Raw genomic sequence first — 20,173 nt, 5'->3', positions numbered from 1 at the left:
GTGGCCGCCGCCGCTCAGCGCACGTACGCGTTGAGCGGCGACACGCCGTCGAGGTCGACCTGGAGCCCGTGCAACGCCTTGGAGTACAGGTACGTGCGCGTCGGTACGTACACGGGCACGGCCGCGGCCTGCTCCATGACCCGGCGGTCGACCGTCGACCACAGCTCGCCCGCGTCCTTGAGGGACTGCGCCGAACCGGCCGCGTCGATCGCCGAGTCGACGGCGGCGTTCTTGAGGCGCGAGTAGTTCGACGAGGTGGGGTAGGTGTACTTGCCGTCGAAGTACGCCGGCAGGGTCGCGGAGCCGACGGGAAGACCGGTGCCCACGGGGAGCCGGAACAGGTCGTACTTCCCCATGCCCGCGTTCCTGTAGTAGTCCGTCGTGTCGTCCTTCTGCAGTTGGACGCGGAAACCGGCCCGGTCGAGAGCGGCCTTGACGACCTCGGCCCGCTCGGCGTCCGTCGCGTCCGTGTGGCCGAGGGTGAGCTTGAAGCCGCTCTCGTCCGCCTCCTTGAGGAGCGCGCGGGCCTTGGCCGGGTCGCCGTTCTCCCCGGCCCCGTACATGTCGAAGGGGCGGGCGCCGCGGACCCCGGGCGGCAGCAGGTTGTGATGGACCGTGCCGTCCTCGCCGCTGGCCGCGAGGACGTCCCCCGCGGGCAGCGCCGTGGCGATGGCCTTGCGGACCTTGAGGTTCTTCACCTGGCGGGTGTTGATCTGGTACGCGTGGATGAACGGCGACGGCGCGGACAGGCGCCCCGCGCCGCCGGGCGCCTTGCCGAGCCCGTCCTTGCCGAGGGAACCGGTGAACGACATCACCGCCTCGCCCGAACCGGCGCTCACCGTGCGGGACTTGACGTCCTCGACGGAGAGCCCGCCCTCGATGCGGAACGAGTCCGGGTAGGCGGTCCGCAACGGGTCGCTGTCCGCCTTCCACCGGGCGTTGCGGGACAGGGTGATGTCCTTCGCGCCGGCGAAGCTGCTCACCTGGTACGGGCCGGTGGACGGGACCGTCGGTGAGCCCGTCGAGGTGTCCTTCACCCGGTCGGGCACCGGAGCGCCGCTGGGTCCCGCGAGCGCGACGTTGAAGTCCGGCCGCGCGCTCTCCAGATGGAAGACGACCGTGCGCTCGTCGGGCGTCTCGATGGTGCCGGGCGGCAGGGTGCGGTCGCCGCCGGTGCCGTCCGCCCCCTTGGGGCCGAGCAGCCAGTCGCGCAGGGTCCGGTCGCCGATGGCGAACGACGGGTCGAGCGTGCGCTCGACGGCGTTCTCGAAGTCCTTGGCCACGACCGGAGTGCCGTCGTTGTACGTCAGTCCGGGCTTGAGCGTGAACGTCCACGTCCGGCCGCCCGACGAGGCGCGGCCGCCGTCGGTGGCCAGGTCGCCGACGAGCTTGACCCTGCCGTCGGGCAGCGTCTTGAGGCCGGTCAGGCTGCGGTGGACCAGGCGGGACACGAGCCGGTCGGTGCTCGACCACATCTTGCCGGGGTCGACGGTGGTGAGGTCGGAGGGCTCCAGGACGGTGATCCTGCCGCCCTTGCGGGCCTCCGCGACGGCCGGCGCCGGGCCCTCGGAGTCGTCCGCCGTGCCCAGGACCAGCGTCTCGGTCTTGGCCCGCTCGGCCACCGTGCTGCCCTTGGGCCCAGGCTTCGGGCGGTCCGACGTGCCCCCGGACGTCCCCTTCCCCGAGTCGCCCTTGGTGCCGCCGAACGGGTCGGTGACGGTGAGCGTCACGACGAGCGCGGCGACGGCCACGGCCGCGCCGCCCGGGACCCACCAGTTGCGCCACCACGGCCGCCGCCCGGCGGGCACCTGGCCCTGGTGGGCGAGCGGGGCGGGCCACAGCGGGGGCGGGGCGGTCGGTCTGGGCGGGGGGAGGGGATAGGAGGTGGGGACGGACTGGGGCCCTGAGTCCATCGGGTGCCCGGACTGCGCGAGGGGCGCGTGGGCCGACGGTGGCGCCGCGAAGGGGGTGGGGGTGGGGGTGGCGGGCGCGGGGTGGGCGGGTGTCGACGCCGGGGGCGTCGGGGTGCCGGGATGCGGTGTGCCCGGTGTTCCTGGCGTGGCGGCGGGGCTCGGCGTGCCCGGTGTGGCTGCGGCGGCATGCGGTGTGCCCGGCGTGGCTGAGGCGGGATGCGGTGTGCCCGGTGTGGCTGAGGCGGGATGCGGCGTGCCCGTGGCGGGAGCGCCCGGAGCCGATGCGGCCGGTGCGCCCTTCGTCAGGCCGACGGACGCCTCCTTCGCCCGTGCCTCCAGCTCGCTGCGCGTCCCCTCGGCGTCCGGCCGGTCGGTGGGCGCCTTCGCCAGCATCCGGCCCACCAGGTCGTCCCAGGCGGGCGAGAGGCCCGGGCGCCGCAGGGAGGGCCGGTCCGGGGTCTCGTACACGTGACAGTGCATCAGCGCGGCCGCCGACGGGGCGTCGAACGGCGGGGCGCCGGTGAGCATTTCGTGCACCATGCAGCCCAGCGAGTACACATCGGTGCGCCCGTCGGTCTCGCCGTGCGCGAACCGCTCCGGGGCCATGTAGTGCAGCGTGCCGATGGGCGAGTCGGAGGTGCGGGTGAGATAGCCGCCGGCCCCCGTCGCCGCGTCCAGGAACTTGGCGATGCCGAAGTCGAGGACCTTCACGGTGCCCTCGTCGGTGACCATCACGTTGGCGGGCTTGATGTCCCGGTGCACGATGCCCGCCCGGTGCGCCACCGCGAGCGCCCGGCACACCTGCGCCGCGATGTCCGCGACCCGCTGCGGCGAGAGCCCCTTGCCATTCCTGAGCAGTTCGGTCACCGTACGGCCGTTCAGGAGCGGCATCACCAGATACGGGATGTCGCCCTCCGAACCGTGGTCGAAGACCGGCACGATGTACGTGCTGTCCAGCGCCGCCGCGGCCCGCGCCTCCCGCACGAACAGCGCCAGCATGCGCTCGCGGTCCGGCGCCGACGTGTCCTGCGGCAGGCCGAGCAGCTTGACGGCCACCTCCCGGTCGAGCCGGGCGTCCCGGGCCCGCCAGACCGCCCCCATGCCGCCCGCGCCTATTCGTTCCGTGAGCGTGTACCGCCCGTCAAGGACTGCGCCGCGCATCCCCTGCTCCACCCCACCCACCCCGTAGAAACACGCCCGCTGCGGGCGGCAAGGTCAATTTACCCGTGCCGTGGAGAAGTTGGAGAGGTGTTGTGCCGCGGGCCCCGCCGTCGACGGCGATCCGCGCGGCAGATCTGCTGCGCGTGGCGTGTTTCCCACACTCCGTGTTCAGGACTTGATGCGTTGTGCCGAAGTTATTGACGTGACTCGTTCATGAAATTTATGGTCCGTGGACCCTCACCTCACCATGACGGAGAACAATGACGTACTCCCTGGTATCGCGGCCGAACGCCGCCAGACTGTCCGCGGCGCTGCTCGCCGGAGTGCTCGTCGCAGCGGTCCCGCCGACGGCCCCCTCCCGCGCCGAGGCCACCTCCGCCACCACCACCGACTGCCGCCAGGGCGACGGCTGGACGCTCGACTCCACCCGCGTCGACCCCAAGGACAACCACCACGCCTTCGTCGGCAACGGCTACCTGGGACAGCGCGTGCCGCCCAACGGCGCGGGCTACACGGACACGGACGCCAAGACGGGCTGGCCCCTGTTCACGCCGCGCTACGACGGCTCCTTCGTGTCCGGCCTGTACGCGCACAACCAGCGGACCGCCGGGAACCGCCAGGCCGTCGCCGCGCTCCCCACCTGGACCCCGCTCACCGTCACCACCGGCGGCAAGGGCTCCGACACCTTCAACTCTTCGACGACGCCCGGCCGCATCTCCGCCTACCGGCAGAGCCTCAGCATGCACTGCGGCCTCGTCACCACCACCCTCACCTGGACGGCGGCGGACGGCCGCCGCACCGACCTCAGCTACGAGGTGCTCGCCGACCGCGCCAACCCGCACGTGGGCGCCGTCCGGATGAAGATGCGCCCGCACTGGAGCGGCGAGGCGACCGTCACCGACGTCATCGACGGCCGCGGCGCGCGCCGCGTGCAGCAGACCGGCGGCGGCGACCGCACCGGCGGCGAGCGGCACGGGGGTTCCGGGCCGACCATGGACGTCGCCTTCCGCACCGACGGCACCAAGGTCAAGGGCGCCGTCGCCTCCACGCTGCGCACCGGTCACGGCGTGCACGACGCCCGGGAGCGCCGGGCGGGCCGCGCGGCGAAGCTGACGAACCGGCAGTCCCTCACCCTGCCCGTCCGCAGCGGACAGTCCTACGAACTCACCAAGTTCGTGGGCGTCGACACCGCGCTGACCTCGCGTGCCCCGCGCCAGGACGCCACCGCCGCCTCGCGGCGCGCCGCCGAGCGCGGCTGGGACGCCCTGCTGCGCTCCCACACCGCCGCCTGGGCACGCCTGTGGCGCAGCGACATCGAGGTGGCCGGGCGGCAGCGCGAACTGCAGACGTGGGTGCGCTCCGCGCAGTACGGACTCCTGTCGAGCACGCGCGAGGGCGCGGCCAACAGCATCGCCCCCGCGGGCCTCACCAGCGACAACTACGCGGGGCTCGTCTTCTGGGACGCCGAGACGTGGATGTACCCGGGGCTCCTCGCCACCCGCCCCGACCTCGCCAAGTCCGTCGTCGACTACCGCTACCGCACCCGCGCCGGAGCCCGCGACAACGCCCGCAAGCTCGGCTACGACGGCCTCTTCTACCCCTGGAACAGCGGCAGTTCGGGCAACCTGGCCAAGGAGTGCCACAGCGTGGACCCGCCGCACTGCCGCACCCAGATCCACCTCCAGTCCGACATCTCCCTGGCGACCTGGCAGTACTACCTGGCCACCAAGGACACACAGTGGCTGAAGACGCGCGGCTGGCCCGTCCTGAAGGGCATCGCCGAGTTCTGGGCGGGCCGGGTCCACCGCAACGCCGACGGCAGCTACTCCATCAAGGACACCGCGGGACCCGACGAGTACAGCAACGGCGTCGACGACGCGGTGTTCACCAACGCGGGCGCCGCCACCGCCCTGCGCCACGCGGCCCGCGCGGCCAAGCTCCTCGGCGAGCAGGCTCCCGCGCAGTGGACGTCGATCGCCGACCGGATCCGCATCCCGTACGACAAGGAGCGCAAGGTCTTCGAGCAGTACGACGGCTACAAGGGCAGCAAGATCAAGCAGGCCGACACGGTGCTCCTGATGTACCCGCTGGAGTGGCCCATGGCCGACGGCGCGGCGGCCGCCACGCTCGACTACTACGCGCAGCGCACCGACCCGGACGGCCCGGCCATGACGGACTCGGTGCACGCCATCGACGCCGCCGGGATCGGCGAGCCGGGCTGTTCCACGTACACCTATCTGGAGCGCTCCATCAAGCCGTTCGTGCGCGGCCCGTTCGCGCAGTTCTCGGAGGCACGCGGCGACAAGGCGGGTGCGGAGGACCCGCTGGCGGGCTCGCCCGCGCACGACTTCCTCACCGGCAAGGGCGGCTTCCTGCAGATCTTCACCAACGGCCTGACCGGCATGCGGATGCGGGAGGACCGGCTGCGCCTGGACCCGATGCTGCCCCCGCAGCTCGCCGAGGGCGTCACCCTGCGCGGACTGACCTGGCAGGGCCGCACGTACGACGTCGAACTCGGCGCCCACCACACCACGGTGCGGCTCACCTCCGGCGCGCCGATGACCCTCGACACGCCGCAGGGCAAGCAGGTCGTCAGCGAGGACGCCCCCGTCGTCCTCAAGACCCGCCGCCCCGACCTCACGCCCACGGGCAACGCGGCCCGCTGCACGCCCGCCAAGGCGTCGTCGGAGGAGCCCGGCATGTACGCGGGCGCCGCGGTCGACGGCAACACGGCCACCGCCTGGGTCCCGGCCGAGAAGACCGGCGCCCTGACCGCCGACCTCGGCGAGCCGGTGCGCGTCGCGAAGGTCACGCCGACGTGGACCGCCGTCAAGCCCGCGTCGTACGACATCGAGGTCTCCCTCGACGGCCACCACTGGCACGCCGTGCGGGACGGGTCGGGCGCCGGGGCCGCCGGGGCCGCCGAGGCCGCCGAGGAAACGGACAAGGCGCGGCTCGCGCGCTATGTGCGGGTGACGGTGCGTGGTGCCGCGCAGGTCAAGGAGCACCCGGGCATCACGGAACTAACGGTGAAGTAGCGGGATGCGGGTGAGGGGCGTGGGAGGGCGCACAGCGCCGTCCCACGCCCCTTTTTCTGTCCGCGCGTCGTGACCGGCCTCGTACGAGGGACATCCCGCATACCCGCCCACCGGCACGGGCAGCCATCTCGCCGCCCGGGAAGGACCGGGCGGACCCTTGAGCCAGTCTCAAGGGCACGACTCCCCTAGAGAACAAGGTGGTTCCATGCGCCGTCCCGTCGTCCTCGTGATCGGAGCGCTCGCCGCGATGACCTCGCTCACCGCACCGGCCGCCGCGGTCACCGCCGCCCCGGCGGCGGCACACGCGGCAGCGAACCCGCTGCCGCCCCTGGCCGCCGCCGAGTCCCTGGTCACAGAGGGCGTCACCGTCGAGGGCCCGCTCATCAACAATCTGGGGCTGCCACACCTCCTGTGACGGCGGGCGCGAACCGGTCCGGCCCGCGGCGGCCTAACGGTTCGCGAGGCACAGATGTACGTCCTTCTCCTGGTCTCCGAAGGCCGCGCCCTCGCCGCTCACGGTGAACGCGGAGGCCAGGAAGGCCTGCAGCTGATCCACCGCGAGATAGCCGCCCTGGACGTCGGCGGACACCGGGCGCGTCAGCGTTCCCGCGGCGCCCTCCGGGACCGCGAGGCCGGCGCCCGCGATGTCGAAGGTCTCCGTCCAGACCGTCGCCCCGCTGCCGGCGCCCGGGGGCGGGCCGGCCGTGGCGCCGGGCCCGTCCGCCGGGGACGTCTGCGGGAAGGCGGTCCGCAGGACGTCGAAGACAGCTGCCGCGTCCTGCGCGGAGCAGTCACTGAGTTCCACCGTGACCTGTGCCGAGGACGGACCCGTTGCGTTCACTGCCCATCATCCCTTTCTCCGTTGCCCGCGCGCGTCCGTGCGGTCGTCGTCCTGCTTCAGTGCGCGCGCGTCCACGGCGGCTCCCCGCCCTAGTCGGCGGGCTCGTCCGGCACCGGCCGGTCCGGGCCGGGGCCGTGTGCGTGCGGGGCGCCGCGCCTGCCTGTACCCGCCTCGTCGGTGTCGGGTACGTCGTCGTGCGTGTCGGGTGCGTTGCCGGTGCGGGCCGCGTCGTCATCCGGGTCCCAGGGGTCCTCCTGGTCCGAGGCCTGCTGGTCGGGCAGGTCCCGCGGCACCGGGGGGCCGTCCTCGCCGACCGACGGGGGCTTCTGCTCGCTCACGGTCGTGCCTCCGTTCCTTCTGGGCTGCGTTCGCAGGTACCCGTGGTGCTCGTGACCACACCTCGTACTGACCACCGTGTACCGGCTCCGGCGATCCGGCCACACGGCGGCTCCGCCGACCGGGCGTGCCCGGAGCCGACAGGCGTCAGGCGGGCGAAGGACCCCGTGTGCCCGCCGCAAGCCAGTCCAGCGCGGCCCGCGCCGTGAACTCCTCCTGGCCGCCGCGCACCAGCAGGTCCGCCGACGCGAACGCCGGGTCGTCCGCCTGCGCCGCGACGTACGGGATCGCGACGCACCGCATGCCCGCGGCCCGCGCGGCGAGCGCGCCCGGAGCGGCGTCCTCCAGGACCACGCAGTCGGCGGGCTCCGCGCCGAGGAGCGCGGCGGCCGCGAGGAACACATCGGGAGCGGGCTTGCCGTGGTCGACCTCGTCCGCCGAGATGAGCGTCTTCAGGTGGGCGTCCAGGCCGGTGCCCGCGAGGATCGCCTCGATGGCGGCGCGCGACGACCCCGACGCCACCGCCATCGGCACCCCGGCGTCGGAGAGCCGCTCCACGAACTCCCGCATCTGCGGATACACGCGGGTGGAGGCGCGGGCCAGCTCCAGATAGCGGTGGTTCTTCTCCGCGAGCAGGTCGGCGAGGGGCGCGGTCAGGCCGTACCGCTCCCGCCAGTCGGCGAGGGTCTCGCGGGTGGAGATGCCGACGTACCTCTCGTGGTCGGCCCAGGTGAAGCCGGGGACGCCGTGGGCGGCGAGAAGCTGACGGCCCGCTTGGAAATAGTTCGGCTCGCTGTCCACGAGGGTGCCGTCGAGATCGAAGATGACCGAGGTGTGGTTCAAGGCGCTCATGCACCCCAGGATGCCAACGGTCCCCGCACGCCCACCCGGCTACTTCTCCGCGGCCGCCCGGCCCACCGACTCCACCAGCGGAAGCAGCCGGTGCGGCACACGCTCGCGCAGCGCCATCTCCGTACGCGTACGCACCACGCCCGGCAGCTGGATCAGACGCTGGACGACATCCTCCAGGTGGCCGTTGTCGCGCGCCACCACCCGGGTCAGCAGATCGCCGCCGCCCGTCATCGAGAACGCCTCGATGATCTCGGGGATGGCCGCGAGCGCGTCCCCGACCTCGTCGAGGCGCCCCTGGGTGACCTCGATGTGCACGAAGGCGAGCACCGGATGGCCGAGCGCGGCGGGGGAGAGCTTCGGCCCGGTGCCGGTGATGACGCCCTCGCGTTCGAGCCGGTCCAGGCGGGCCTGGAGGGTGCCGCGCGCGACGCCGAGGACGCGCGCGTACTCCCGCACGCTCGTGCGCGGCTGCTCCAGGAGGAGCCGCAGGATGCGGGTGTCGAGTTCGTCGACGGCCATGGTGCGGGCCTCCCGGGTGCGCGAGTCGATCACCGCGACCGTACCAATGGCACGGAGGTTCCCGCGCGCCGCCGGCCGTTGGACCGGACGGACTGCCGGTGCGCGCCCCCGCCGCGCTGTTACGCACCTGTTTCACTTCCCCCTGCAACGAGTCGGCCCCCTCCACGGTCTAGCTGTCGTAAAACGCGCAACGCACACGTATGGCGCGTACGAAGACGAACGAGGAGTGGACCGCAGTGGGGGACATACACAGACGAGCCGTCGTCGCCCTGGGGATCACCGCGCTGGTGGCCCCGCTCACGGTGGCTCTGGGGAGCACCACCGCACAGGCCGCGACGTGCTCGACGCAGGCCGGGCCGTACCAGAAGCAGGTCGAGAAGTTCCTGGGCCGCCCGGTGGACGGCAGGCAGTCGAGCGCCGACTGCAAGGCCATCAAGGCCTTCCAGACCAAGCACGGCATCAGCCCCAACGCCGGTTACGCGGGCTCCGTGACCTGGGGCGTCATGAGCCTGATGAACAAGCAGAAGGCCGCGGGCAACAACCCGAACAAGGCGGGCAAGTGCCCGGTGAACAAGGGCCGCATCGCCTGCGTCGACCTGACCCGGCAGCTCAGCTGGATCCAGGACGGCAAGACCCTCAAGTACGGGCCGGTGCCGGTGCGCACGGGACGCAACGGCCACGAGACCCGCACCGGCCTGAAGAAGGTCTACTGGCGGGACATCGACCACATTTCGAGCATTTACCACGTGCCGATGCCCTACAGCCAGTTCTTCGACGGCGGCCAGGCCTTCCACTCGGTCGGCATCAGCGTCTGGTCCCCGCCCGGCTCGCACGGCTGCGTGAACATGACCAAGAAGGACGCCACCAAGTACTGGAACATGCTGCGCAAGGGCGACGACGTCTTCGTCTACGGCCGCAAGCCCGGCACCTGAGAGCACCGCGGCGCGTGAGCCCGCAGGCGGCGTCGGTGTGGCCCGTTGGCCCGCCGACGCACCGCCCTGCGGGCCTCCGGCTGGGCCAATGGCCCAGTCCTGAGTGTCCCGGTTGAGCCACCGGGCTCCCGAATGGTGAGATGGATCCGTCGATGGCGCTGCGGGATTCCGCGGCGCCTTATTCATGTCATTCATGTCGCGCGCGATTCCCGTCCTGCGGATCGCGAGCCGCGCCGGGTCCGCCGTGGCCGCGCGCCGCGACCGCCGGGACCGTCGAGGGGTGGGCAAAGCTGTGCTGAGGTCGATGTTCGTGGCACCGGATCCGGGGCGGCTGAGGCTGCGCTTCGCGACCCGGGCCGTCCTCGGCATCTCCCTGGCGGTCACCCTCTGCGCACTCGTCGGGCACACGCTCGTCGCGGCCATCATCGCCGGTCTCGCCGCGCTGCTCGCGCTGTTCACCGTCACCGACACGACGGTGCGCGGCCAGGCCGTCACCACCGCGCTGCTGCCCGCCGTGGGCTTCCCCGTCCTCGCCCTCGCCGCGCTCCTGCACGACCACCCCGTGCTGCGCGACCTCGCGTTCCTGGCCGTCATGGGCGCCGGGGTGTACGCGCGCCGATGGGGGCCGCGCGGCCACTCGCTCGGCGTCTTCGCGTTCATGACCTTCTTCGCGGCCCAGTTCCTGCACACGGAGCTGCCGCAACTGCCCTCCCTGTACGAGGCCATCGGCATCGCCCTGCTCGCCTCGTCCACCGTCCGCTTCGGCCTGTGGTGCTACGAGCGACGGCTGCCGCCCGCCACGGTGCCGGCCCTCGCCGTGCGCCGGGGCCTCGCGCGCGCCACCACCCGCCAGGCCGTCCAGGTCACCCTCGGCGGCGGCGTCGCCCTCGTCATCGGGCACGCGCTGTCCGGGGACCGCTGGTACTGGGCCATCGGCGCCACCTGGTGGATCTTCGTGAACACGGTGTCGCGCGGCGAGACGCTGGTCCGCGGCTTCCGCCGGGTGCTCGGCACGCTGATCGGCATCGCCGTGGGCGTCGTCGTCGTGCTGCCGCTGCACGGCGCCCTCGTGCCGACCGCCGTGATCGTCGCCGTCTGCGTCTTCGGGATCTTCTACACGGCCGCCGTCTCGTACACCTGGATGATGCTGGCCGTGACCGTGATGGCGGGCGGCCTCTACGGCCTGCTCGGCGTCCTCGACCCGGGGCTGCTCGCCCTGCGCCTCCTGGAGACCGGGGCCGGCGCGCTCGGCGCGGTGCTCGCCGTCCTGCTCGTCCTGCCGGTCACCACCCACGCCACGACCAACGCCTGGATCGAGCGCGCCGTCCGCACCGTGCACGCCTGCACCCGGGAGGCCGCGGCCCGCCTGTCCGGCTCCACCACGGCCGACCCGGCCCCGCACATCGCCGACCTCGAAGTGATCCTCGGCCGGGTGCGGCTCTCGCTCGCCCCGCTGGTGCACCCCCTCAGCCCGCTGCGCGCCCGGCGCGTCCGCGCACGTCAGGTCATCGCGCTCCTGGATGAGTGCGCCGACCAGGTCCGCAGTCTCACGGCCATCGCCACCGACCCGGTGGCCTCCTGCGACGACCGGCTCGCCGCCGCCTGCGCGCGGGTCGAGGCCGCCGTCGAGGCGCTGATCGCCTCGGAGGAGGCGCTCACGGCCCCCGCCGCCCCCGCCGCCGTCAAGCACGCCGGGGCCCTCGAACCGGCCCTCGCGCATCTGCACGGCCTGGAGCGGGCACTGCTCGAACTCGCGACGCCGGTACGCAGCTCGCCGCGTACGCCGCTGATCGGGGCGTGAGGGCCTTAGGGCTGAGGGCCTGAGGGTCTGGGGGCTGAGTGCCTCGGCGGCGGGGTCTGCCCACCGCGCCGCTCCAAGTACCCCCCACTGGTCCAGACCAGCTGCTAGCGTCGCCCCATGGGTGCCGCCCCGACGCGGGGCCCAGGGGCGAGCCGAGAGGGGCAGGCAGTGGGTGGCGGGCAGGCGCGGCGGGCGTACATCGGATCCTTCACGCAGGGGGGAGGGCCGGGCATCGTCACCGCGACGGTGGACGCCGCCACCGGCGCGCCGACCGTGCTCGGCGTGACGGACGCCGTGCCCGACCCCTCGTACCTGGCACTGTCCCCTGACGGCGCCACGCTCTACGCCGTGAGCGAGACCCCCGACGGCGCCGTCGCCGCCTTCCGCACGGCCGGGGACGCCGTCCGGCCGATCGGCGGGCCCGTGCCCGTGCGGGGCGCGGGCCCCACTCACCTCGCCGTCCACGACGGACACGTGCACACCGCCAACTACGGCTCCGGCAGCGTCACCAGCGTGCCCGTCGCCGCCGACGGAAGCCTCGCCCCCGCCCCGGCGGGCGTCCTGGAGCACAAGGGATCCGGGCCCGACCCCGCCCGCCAGGAGGGCCCGCACGCCCATCAGGTCCTGCCCGACCCCGGCGGCCGCTGGCTGCTGAGCGTCGACCTCGGCACCGACTCCGTGCGGGTCTGCGAGCCGGGCCCGACCGGCCTCACCGTGCGCCACGAGGTCGCGCTGCGCCCCGGCACCGGGCCGCGCCACCTCGCCTTCCACCCCGGCGGCCGCGTCGCCTACGTCCTGAACGAACTCACGCCGACCCTCACCGTGTGCTCCTGGAACCCCGCCGACGGCACTCTCGACCCGCTCGCCGAGACCCCCGTGCTGCCCGCCGGGCCCGACGGCGACGCCTACCCCTCCGAGGTCGTCGTCGCGCCCGACGGCCGCTTCCTGTGGACCGCGACCCGGGGCGTGGACGTCATCTCCGTGTTCGCGCTCGACGCCGAGGGCACCGGCGCCCGTCTGACGGCCTCCGTGGCCTGCGGTGGCGCCTGGCCCCGTGACCTGGCCATCGACCCCTCAGGGCGCTTTCTGTACGCCGCCAACGAGCACTCCGGAGACGTCACCTGGTTCACCCTGGACGCCGAGACGGGTCTGCCGAGCCGCGCCGGTGCGATCGACGTGCCCGCGGCGAGCTGCGTGGTCTTCGGCTGAGCCCTCGTCCTCGGCTGAGCCGCCGTCTTCGGCCGAGTCGCCGTGACCACCGGTGGTCACGGCACTCGTCGTACGCGAAGGGGCCCGCCCCCGAACTCGGGGGCGGGCCCATCGACGTCGTGTCGTGCGGGTGGTGCGGTCGCGTGCCGCGTGTCAGTGCACCGGCGCGCCCGACGGCTGCTGCGGGGTGATGCCCAGCGCCGTCGTGTACTTGGACAGGGCCAGCTTGCCGATCGCCGGGTACGCGCCGAGCGGCTCGGCGACGGCGCATCCCGCCTCCTTGGCGGCCGCGTCCAGGAGGCTCGCGTCCACCTCCGGGCCGATCAGGTACGGGGCGAGGGCCAGCTGGGCCGAGCCGGAGCCGCGCAGCTGCTCCGTGATCGCCGCGACCGAGCCCTCCTCGTCCAGGGCGGCGGCCATCACCGGCACCGCGAGGCGCGCCGCGAGCAGCATGCCGGTGATCCCGGCGGCCTGCACGGCCTCCTCGCCGCCGACCGTGGCGAGGACGATGCCGTCCGCCGCGGTCGCGACCGTGAAGAGCCGGGCCCGGTCGGCGCGGGCCAGGCCCGCCTCGGAGAGCCGCACGTGCAGGCCCTCGGCGAGCAGCGGGTGCGGGCCGAGGACGTCGGTCAGCTCGGCGGCGGCGCGGCTGTCCATGACGGCCTGGCGGACGCGGCGCATCAGCGCGTTGTCGGGGCCCGCGAGCAGGGGCACCACGACGGCGACGGGACCTTCGGGGCGGCGGGCGTCCTCGACGCCGGCGGCCAGCGCCTGCTCGTAGCGGGCGGTGCGCTCGGCGGCGGTGTGCGCGAGCACGGCCTGCAGCGTGGGGAACTCGGCCGACGGGCCGGCGTCGGCGTCCGTCCCGTCGACGTAACCGATCCTGGCGTCGAGACCGGGCAGCTCGGAGCGCGCGATCGAGACGACTTCCTCGGCGATGCCGCGGGTGGCGGCGCTGGGGACGCCCGGCACGGCGAGGACGAGCGCGGGCGCGCCCTGGGGAGCCGCGACGGGCTCCGGGCGGCGGTGCCGGCCCGGCTGACGGGGGCGCGGCATTCGTACGGGCAGGCCGGATGCGGGCCCAGTGGGGGAGCTCATGGCGCCGCATGCTACTGGCTTTGGGGGTTTCCCTGTTCGGGGAGGGTGCGGCTCAGTGGTATTAGTCCGCTTTGTCGGGTGAGTTGGGGAGCGTGGGGCGCCGGGAGGGTTTGGGGACCGTGTGCAGAGTGCGGGGATCGCGTGGAGAGAACGTCCCAGACGCTGTGCGGCCCGTCGAACAGCGGTGTGCCGGTGGGCGTGTGCCGTCCCGGACGCGTGACTGCGCGACGTACGCGCCGCGTTACGGCGCGTACGAACGCGTGCGGGACGGCGGCGATGTCACTCCGCGACGTACGAGGTGTCACTCCGCGACGTACAACAGGTGCGGGTCGCGGGGGAGCTTGAGGGTGTCCGCCGCGAGGTCGACCGCTATCCGGACGGCGCCGTCGAGGGGGTCCCCCGCGGCGGCGACCCGGCGGGCGTGCGGGAGACGCTCCGTCAGTTGCGCCTCCAGTGGGCCGAGGAGCACGTCGCCGAGCTTCAGCAGGCCGCCGGTCAGGGCGACTTCGCAGGACCCGTCCGGCGGACAGGCCGCGGCCGCCGTGTCCGCGATGTGCCCGGCCGCCTCCCGCAGCACCCGCACCGCCACCGGATCGCCGTCCGCCGCGCACCGCCCCACCTCGGGCGCGAACGCGGCGAGTACCGCGGGCCGGTCCTGGCGCGGGTACAGCTGCCCCGGAAGGCCCGACAGCGGAGTGCCGAACATCTCCTCCGCGCGGGCGCGCAGTGCGGCCGACCCGCCCCGGCGCCCGTCGAAGGCCCGCATCGCCGCCTCGAGCCCGGCCCGGCCGATCCACGCGCCGCTGCCGCAGTCGCCGAGCAGATGCCCCCAGCCGTCGGTCCGCCGCCACTGAGCGAGGTCCGTGCCGAGGCCGATCAGGCCGGTGCCCGCGGCGACGACGGCCCCGGGCCGCTGGCCGAGCGCGCCCGCGTACGCGGTGACGGCGTCGGCGGCGAGGGCCACCCGCCGCACCCCGAACAACTCCGTGAGCGCCGACGGCAGCCGGTCCCGCAGGTCGTCGCCGAGCGTCGCCATCCCGGCGGCGCCGACAGCGACGGCGACGAGCCGCCCGCCGCCCGCGTCGGCCAGCAACTGCCGCACCATGGGCTCCAGTTGCTCCCGCAGATGCGTGGCGTCGATCCCGCGCGGCCCGGTCCGCACCGGCTCCGCGGAACGCACCGGGGCAGGCGCGCGCAGCCCGTCCGGGACGCCCAGGACGGCCCGCAGCCCCGAGCCGCCGGAGTCGACGCCGAGCACGACCGGGAGCCCGGTCACGGCAGCCGCCAGTCCACCGGCTGCGCGCCCTGCCGCTCCAGGAGGTCGTTGGCGCGGCTGAACGGCCGCGAACCGAAGAAGCCGCGGTCCGCCGACATCGGCGAGGGGTGCGAGGACTCCACCGACGGCAACTGGCCGAGCAGCGGCCGCAGATTGCGGGCGTCCCGGCCCCACAGGATCGACACCAGCGGACGGCCGCGCGCCGCGAGCGCCCGGATCGCCTGCTCGGTGACCTCCTCCCAGCCCTTGCCGCGGTGCGCGGCGGGCTTGCGCGGGGCCGTCGTCAGCGCCCTGTTGAGCAGCAGCACGCCCTGCTGCGTCCAGGGCGTCAGGTCGCCGTTGGACGGCTGGGGCAGGCCCAGGTCGCCGTGCAGTTCGCGGTAGATGTTGATGAGGCTGCCGGGCAGCGGTCTGACGTCGGGCGCCACCGAGAAGGACAGGCCCACCGCGTGCCCGGGCGTGGGGTAGGGATCCTGGCCGACGATCAGGACGCGCACCTCGTCGAACGGCTGCTGGAAGGCGCGCAGCACATTCGGTCCCGAGGGGAGGTACGTGCGTCCCGCGGCGATCTCCGCGCGCAGGAAGTCCCCCATGGAGGCGATCTGTTCGGCCACCGGCTCCAGGGCCTTGGCCCAGCCGGCTTCGACGATTTCATGCAAGGGTCGTGGTGCCACGGAGCGTCACTCTACTGCCGTACACGCGGCGGCGATCAACCGATGGCCGAAGCTCGCGGAGCAGCCGACCGTCACCCCGGGGGCGGGGCCCGCCGCAGCCCGGTCGGCGGAGGCCACCGCGGCTCGACCGGCGTGGGCTGCGGCCCGGGTCACCCGACGACCGCCGCGCGGACGCACAGCACGTCCGGCAGGTGCGAGGCCAGCTCCTGCCAGGAGTCCCCGTCGTCCGCGGACGCGTACACCTCGCCGTTGCGGTTGCCGAAGTACATTCCCGCCGGGTCGGCGCCGTCGGTGCACATGGCGTCCCGCAGCACCACGCCGAAGTGGTCGCCCTGCGGCAGGCCCGCGCTGAGCGGCTCCCAGCTCTTGCCCGCGTCCGCCGTGCGGTAGACACGACAGCGCCGGTCGGCCGGGACCCGGTCCGCGTCCGCGGTGATCGGGAAGACGTACGCCGTGTCGCCGCGGTGCGGGTGGGCGACCGCCGCGAAGCCGAAGTCGGAGGGCAGGCCCTCGCCGATGTCCGTCCAGTGGACGCCGCCGTCGTCGCTGCGGTACACCCCCCAGTGGTTCTGCAGATACAGCCGGTCCGGGTCGGCGGCGTCCTTGGTGACCTTGTGCACGCACTGGCCGAACTCCGGGTTCGGGTCGGGCAGGAACACCGCCGACACCCCGGAGTTGGACGGCTGCCAGCTCGCGCCGCCGTCCTCGGTGCGGAACACGCCCGCCGTGGACACCGCGACGGTCACGGCGGCCGGGTCACGGGCGTCGGTGAGGATCGTGTGCAGCCCCTCGCCGCCGCCTCCTGGCTGCCACTGCGAGCGGGACGGATGCTCCCACAGGGGCCTGACCAGCTCGAAGGACTCGCCCCTGTCCTCGGAGCGGTAGAGCGCGGCCGGTTCCGTGCCCGCGTACACCACGTCCGGCTCGGCCGCCGCCGGGTGCAGCTGCCACACCCGCTCCAGGGAGGCCCCGGTGTCCTTGGGGAACTTGACGGCGGCCTTCTTCGGCTCGGTCCACGTGCGCCCGAGGTCGTCGGAGTGGAACACCGAAGGCCCCCAGTGGGCGCTGTCGCCGCCGACGAGCAGGCGTGGGTTCGGTGTGCGGGTGTCGATCGCGATCGAGTAGATCGCCTGGGCGTTGAAGTAGGGAGCCTCGTCGAACTGCCATGTGCCGTGCGTGCGGCGCCCGACGAACAGGCCCTTGCGCGTACCAACGGTGAGCAGGACGTCAGCCATGACTGACACCTTTCGGACGGCGTTGTCTCAGGTACCGCTCAGTCTGCACCCCACCACTGACAATGACGCCTCGGCGCGTTTCTCCGCAGGTCAGGGTGTGGGTCGGGACGGCGGCGCGGGTGCGGGACGGGCTGCGGGACGGCTGTGCGAACGATCGTTCGCGGGCTGCCCGCGCGAGCACCGCGCCCTCAGCCGCGGACCTCCTCCGCCACCTTCGCGATCGCCTCCGGACCCACCCGGCAGCAGCCCCCGACGAGCCGCGCCCCCGCGTCGCGCCAGGCGCTCGCCTGCCGGGGCGCGAAGCGGGTCGGGCCCTGCCAGGTGCGGCTCGCCGCGTCCCAGGACTCGCCCGAGTTCGGATAGACCACGACCGGCTTGCCCGTCACGCGGGCGGCCAGCGGGACGGCGGCGTCCGCGTCGCGCGGGTCGCAGCAGTTGACGCCCACCGCGATGACCTCGTCGGCGTCCGCCGCGAGCGCGAAGGCCTCGGCGAGGGGCTGCCCGGCGCGGGTGCGGTCGCCGGTGACGGTGAACGACAGCCACGCGGGCACACCCAGGCCCCGTGCCGCGCGCAGCAGGGCACGGGCCTCGTCGAGGTCGGGGACGGTCTCCAGGGCGAGGACGTCGGGCGCCGCGTCGGAGAGCACCTCCAGGCGGGGGCGGTGGAAGCGCTCCAGGTCGGCGACGCTCAGGCCGTAGCGGCCGCGGTACTCCGAGCCGTCGGCGAGCATCGCGCCGTACGGACCCGCGGACGCCGCCACCCACAGGGGGCGCTCCGCCGCCGTGAGCGCCGCCGCCTCACGCGCGAGGGTGACGCTCAGGCGCAGCAGCTCGGCGGTGCTGACCGCGTCGATGCCGTGCCGTGCGAAGCCCTCGAACGTGGCCTGGTAGCTCGCCGTGGTCACGACGTCGGCGCCCGCCTCGTAGTACGCCCGGTGCGCCGACCGCACCGCGTCGGGCCGCTCCGCGAGCAGCCGCGCCGACCACAGGTCGTCGGACAGGTCGTGGCCCGCGGCCTCCAACTGGTTGGACAGGCCGCCGTCGAGAACCAGCGGCCCCCGTGCCAGTGCCGCGGCCAGGGCGGAGCCGCCGTTGCCGGGGTCCGCCCGCGTACTCGCCACCTCGTTCATACCGCCGACGCTAGCCGAGGCGCGGCCAGGGGGAAGTGGCACGCGACCTGATGCCCCGCCCCGTTCGGTGTGCTGACCGGTGGTTCCGTGCTCGCGCAGACCTCCTCGGCGAACGGACAGCGGGTGCGGAAGCGGCAGCCGGACGGGGGCTTCGCCGCGGACGGCGTCTCGCCGCGCAGCGGCTCGCGGTCCCCGCCGGACGCGGCGGCCGGGTCGGGCACGTTCACCGTGTCGAGGAGGCCGCGCGTGTAGGGGTGCAGGGGGTGGGCGTACACCTGCTCGGCCGGGCCCGACTCCACGAGTTTGCCGAGGTACATCACGCCCACGGTGTCGGCGAGGTGGCGGATCACGGCCAGGTCGTGGGAGATGAACAGATACGTCAGGCCGCGCTCGCGCTGGAGCTCCCGCATGAGGTTGAGGATCTGCGCCTGCACCGACACGTCGAGCGCCGACACCGGCTCGTCCGCCACGACCAGGTCCGGCGAGAGCGTCAATGCCCGGGCCAGGCCGAGGCGTTGGCGCTGGCCGCCGGAGAACTCGTGCGGGTAGCGGTGCACGGCCCCGCGTGGCAGGCCCACGGCGTCGAGGAGTTCGGCCGTCAGGCGCTCCTGGTCGGTACGGGTGCCGACGCCCTGGATGACCAGCGGCTCGCGCAGGATCTCCCCGACCCGCATCCGCGGGTCCATCGCCGCCGTCGAGTCCTGGAACATCAGCTGGATGCGGCGCCGGTGCGCGCGGCGCTCCGCGCGGGAGAGCCCGGACAGGTCGCGGCCGTCGAAGCGGACCGTGCCCCCCGTCGGCTCCTCCAGGCCCGCCACGATCCGGCCCAGCGTCGTCTTGCCGCACCCGGACTCGCCGACCAGGCCGTACGTCTCGCCCCTGCGGACGCTCAGCGAGACCCCGCCGACCGCGCTCACCGTGCCCCGGCGCCGCGCGAAGGGCCCGCCGGTGAGCGGGAACTCCTTGACCAGCGCGTCGAGTTCGAGCAGGACGTCACCGGGTTCGGTGGCCGCGGCGGGCGGTGGCGTCACGACCTGCTCGGCGGGCGCGTCGCCGTACGGCACGGGGTGGAAGCAGGCGAAGCGGTGGCCCGCCCCGGTCGCCTTCACGGTCTCCGGATCCGGACGCGGCTCAGCCGCCGTACCCGCAAGAGCCTTCTCGACCAGGGCGGATCCCAGCTCCTGCGCCGCCGCCACGTCCTGCTCAAGTTCGGGCTCCCGCTCCCGGCACTCCTCCGTGGCGAACGAGCAGCGCGGTGCGAACCGGCACCCCGTCGGCCGCACCGTGAGGCTCGGCGGAAGGCCGGGAATGGTGTGCAGCTCGGTGCCCCGGTCCGCCGCCCGCTCCGGGAGCGCAGCGAACAGGGCCTCCGTGTAGCGGTGGCGGGGGCGTGCGAACAGGCCGCGCACGTCGGACTGTTCGGCGACCTTGCCCGCGTACATCACCGCGACGCGGTCGACGCGGTTGGCGATGACGCCCAGGTCGTGCGTGACGAGGATCATCGCCATGCCGAGGGTCTGGCGCAGGTTGTCGACGAGTTCCAGGATCTGGTGCTGCGTCGTGACGTCGAGCGCCGTCGTCGGCTCGTCGGCGATGAGGAGCTTCGGCTCGCACACCAGGGCCATGGCGATGGCGACGCGCTGGCGCATGCCGCCCGACAGCTGGTGCGGGTAGGACTTCATCCGCTCGGCGGGCTGCGGCATGCCGACGAGCCGCAGCATCTCCTCGGCGCGCGCCCAGGCCTCCTTCCTGCCGATGCCCGCCCGGTGCAGGAGCAGCGGCTCGGCCACCTGCGCGCCGATCGTCATCGTGGGGTTCAGCGAGGTCAGCGGGTCCTGGAAGACCATGCCGACGGTGTTCCCGCGGACGTCCTGCAGGGTCGGCGCGGACGCCGCCGCCAGGTCCTGCCCGTCGAAGAGGATCCGGCCGCCGGTGACGGCGCCGCCGGGCGGCAGGAGCCCGAGGACGCTCAGGGCGGTCATGGTCTTGCCGCAGCCCGACTCGCCCACGATGCCGAGGGCCTCGCCCGGCGCGAGCTCCAGGCTGACGCCGTCGAGGGCGTGCACGGTGCGGTCGCGCGAGGCGATGTCGACGCGCAGGTCGTCGATGCGGAGCAGGGGCGCGGGCGCGCCGCCCGGCTCTTCCATGTCATCCATGT

16 protein-coding genes are annotated in these 20,173 nt (G+C 73.9%); 5 read left to right on the top strand and 11 right to left on the bottom strand.

The annotated features are described in order from the left end of the window. Nucleotides 1–14: 14 nt before the first annotated feature. Entirely contained in the window at nucleotides 15–3,074 is a 3,060-nt protein-coding gene (locus AB6L24_RS02230) for a protein kinase domain-containing protein (RefSeq protein ID WP_405651423.1), read from the bottom strand. A 260-nt stretch (nucleotides 3,075–3,334) separates the two neighbouring features. Between AB6L24_RS02230 and AB6L24_RS02225 the strand changes: the two genes are divergently transcribed. Together AB6L24_RS02225 and AB6L24_RS02220 are read left to right on the top strand one after the other, a co-directional pair. Continuing rightward, nucleotides 3,335–6,112, top strand: coding sequence for a discoidin domain-containing protein (locus AB6L24_RS02225; protein ID WP_405651420.1), 2,778 nt, complete (start codon nucleotides 3,335–3,337; stop codon nucleotides 6,110–6,112). Nucleotides 6,113–6,317: 205 nt separating this feature from the next. After that, nucleotides 6,318–6,527 (top strand): hypothetical protein, encoded by a 210-nt coding sequence (locus AB6L24_RS02220; protein WP_405651417.1) that lies wholly within the window; start codon nucleotides 6,318–6,320, stop codon nucleotides 6,525–6,527. A gap of 33 nt (nucleotides 6,528–6,560) precedes the next feature. Here the strand turns inward: AB6L24_RS02220 and AB6L24_RS02215 are convergent, their stop codons facing one another. From AB6L24_RS02215 to AB6L24_RS02200, 4 genes are all read right to left on the bottom strand, one after another. Beyond that, entirely contained in the window at nucleotides 6,561–6,953 is a 393-nt protein-coding gene (locus tag AB6L24_RS02215; RefSeq protein WP_405651415.1) for a hypothetical protein, read from the bottom strand. A gap of 89 nt (nucleotides 6,954–7,042) precedes the next feature. Next, nucleotides 7,043–7,291 carry a hypothetical protein gene (locus tag AB6L24_RS02210; RefSeq protein ID WP_405651412.1) on the bottom strand — a complete coding sequence of 83 codons (249 nt, stop codon included), beginning with the start codon at nucleotides 7,289–7,291 and terminating at the stop codon, nucleotides 7,043–7,045. 145 nt (nucleotides 7,292–7,436) lie between these two features. Further along, a complete protein-coding gene (locus AB6L24_RS02205) occupies nucleotides 7,437–8,141 on the bottom strand; it encodes an HAD family hydrolase (protein ID WP_405651409.1) in 705 nt (234 codons plus the stop codon). A 39-nt stretch (nucleotides 8,142–8,180) separates the two neighbouring features. After that, on the bottom strand, nucleotides 8,181–8,660 hold the full coding sequence (locus tag AB6L24_RS02200; RefSeq protein WP_405657007.1) for an Lrp/AsnC family transcriptional regulator: 480 nt from the start codon (nucleotides 8,658–8,660) through the stop codon (nucleotides 8,181–8,183). A gap of 236 nt (nucleotides 8,661–8,896) precedes the next feature. Here AB6L24_RS02200 and AB6L24_RS02195 point away from each other — a divergent pair, with 236 nt between their 5' ends. The 3 genes from AB6L24_RS02195 to AB6L24_RS02185 all read left to right on the top strand — a co-directional run bounded on the left by AB6L24_RS02195 (nucleotide 8,897) and on the right by AB6L24_RS02185 (nucleotide 12,602). After that, on the top strand, nucleotides 8,897–9,592 hold the full coding sequence (locus tag AB6L24_RS02195) for a L,D-transpeptidase family protein (protein WP_405651406.1): 696 nt from the start codon (nucleotides 8,897–8,899) through the stop codon (nucleotides 9,590–9,592). Between the two features lie 292 nt (nucleotides 9,593–9,884). Beyond that, nucleotides 9,885–11,393, top strand: a complete 1,509-nt coding sequence (locus AB6L24_RS02190; RefSeq protein ID WP_405657006.1) for an FUSC family protein — start codon at nucleotides 9,885–9,887, stop codon at nucleotides 11,391–11,393. A gap of 117 nt (nucleotides 11,394–11,510) precedes the next feature. Next, nucleotides 11,511–12,602, top strand: coding sequence for a lactonase family protein (locus tag AB6L24_RS02185; RefSeq protein WP_405651403.1), 1,092 nt, complete (start codon nucleotides 11,511–11,513; stop codon nucleotides 12,600–12,602). 153 nt (nucleotides 12,603–12,755) lie between these two features. Here the strand turns inward: AB6L24_RS02185 and AB6L24_RS02180 are convergent, their stop codons facing one another. From AB6L24_RS02180 to AB6L24_RS02155, 6 genes are all read right to left on the bottom strand, one after another. After that, complete coding sequence (locus tag AB6L24_RS02180; RefSeq protein ID WP_405651400.1) at nucleotides 12,756–13,700, bottom strand: sirohydrochlorin chelatase; 945 nt, start codon at nucleotides 13,698–13,700, stop codon at nucleotides 12,756–12,758. 301 nt (nucleotides 13,701–14,001) lie between these two features. Then, a complete protein-coding gene (locus AB6L24_RS02175) occupies nucleotides 14,002–14,976 on the bottom strand; it encodes an N-acetylglucosamine kinase (RefSeq protein WP_405651397.1) in 975 nt (324 codons plus the stop codon). Further along, nucleotides 14,973–15,650, bottom strand: coding sequence for a uracil-DNA glycosylase (locus AB6L24_RS02170; RefSeq protein WP_405651395.1), 678 nt, complete (start codon nucleotides 15,648–15,650; stop codon nucleotides 14,973–14,975). The genes AB6L24_RS02175 and AB6L24_RS02170 overlap by 4 nt, the downstream gene beginning before the upstream one ends. A 149-nt stretch (nucleotides 15,651–15,799) precedes the next feature. Then, the gene (locus tag AB6L24_RS02165) at nucleotides 15,800–16,885 is read right to left on the bottom strand and encodes a WD40/YVTN/BNR-like repeat-containing protein (RefSeq protein ID WP_405651392.1); all 1,086 of its coding nucleotides are present in this window, start codon (nucleotides 16,883–16,885) and stop codon (nucleotides 15,800–15,802) included. Nucleotides 16,886–17,073: 188 nt separating this feature from the next. Further along, nucleotides 17,074–18,015, bottom strand: coding sequence for a homocysteine S-methyltransferase (gene mmuM, locus AB6L24_RS02160; RefSeq protein WP_405651389.1), 942 nt, complete (start codon nucleotides 18,013–18,015; stop codon nucleotides 17,074–17,076). After that, nucleotides 18,012–20,171, bottom strand: coding sequence for a dipeptide ABC transporter ATP-binding protein (locus tag AB6L24_RS02155; protein ID WP_405651386.1), 2,160 nt, complete (start codon nucleotides 20,169–20,171; stop codon nucleotides 18,012–18,014). Before AB6L24_RS02155 ends, mmuM begins: the two co-directional genes overlap by 4 nt. Nucleotides 20,172–20,173 lie beyond the last annotated feature (2 nt).

Source organism: Streptomyces sp. RK9, from assembly GCF_045070545.1.
GTDB classification, from domain to species: Bacteria; Actinomycetota; Actinomycetes; order Streptomycetales; family Streptomycetaceae; genus Streptomyces; species Streptomyces alboflavus.
The sequence above is the reverse complement of the archived record's forward strand: the minus strand, read 5'-3'. Positions and strand labels throughout refer to the sequence as shown.

What these genes read in the sequence shown, in the direction of transcription:
- AB6L24_RS02230 (WP_405651423.1), bottom strand. Translation starts at nt 3,074, where the DNA reads ATGCGCGGCGCAGTCCTTGACGGGCGGTACACGCTCACGGAACGAATA.
- AB6L24_RS02225 (WP_405651420.1), top strand. Translation starts at nt 3,335, where the DNA reads ATGACGTACTCCCTGGTATCGCGGCCGAACGCCGCCAGACTGTCCGCG.
- AB6L24_RS02220 (WP_405651417.1), top strand. Translation starts at nt 6,318, where the DNA reads ATGCGCCGTCCCGTCGTCCTCGTGATCGGAGCGCTCGCCGCGATGACC.
- AB6L24_RS02205 (WP_405651409.1), bottom strand. Translation starts at nt 8,141, where the DNA reads ATGAGCGCCTTGAACCACACCTCGGTCATCTTCGATCTCGACGGCACC.
- AB6L24_RS02200 (WP_405657007.1), bottom strand. Translation starts at nt 8,660, where the DNA reads ATGGCCGTCGACGAACTCGACACCCGCATCCTGCGGCTCCTCCTGGAG.
- AB6L24_RS02185 (WP_405651403.1), top strand. Translation starts at nt 11,511, where the DNA reads ATGGGTGCCGCCCCGACGCGGGGCCCAGGGGCGAGCCGAGAGGGGCAG.
- AB6L24_RS02180 (WP_405651400.1), bottom strand. Translation starts at nt 13,700, where the DNA reads ATGAGCTCCCCCACTGGGCCCGCATCCGGCCTGCCCGTACGAATGCCG.
- AB6L24_RS02165 (WP_405651392.1), bottom strand. Translation starts at nt 16,885, where the DNA reads ATGGCTGACGTCCTGCTCACCGTTGGTACGCGCAAGGGCCTGTTCGTC.
- mmuM (WP_405651389.1), bottom strand. Translation starts at nt 18,015, where the DNA reads ATGAACGAGGTGGCGAGTACGCGGGCGGACCCCGGCAACGGCGGCTCC.
- AB6L24_RS02155 (WP_405651386.1), bottom strand. Translation starts at nt 20,171, where the DNA reads ATGGATGACATGGAAGAGCCGGGCGGCGCGCCCGCGCCCCTGCTCCGC.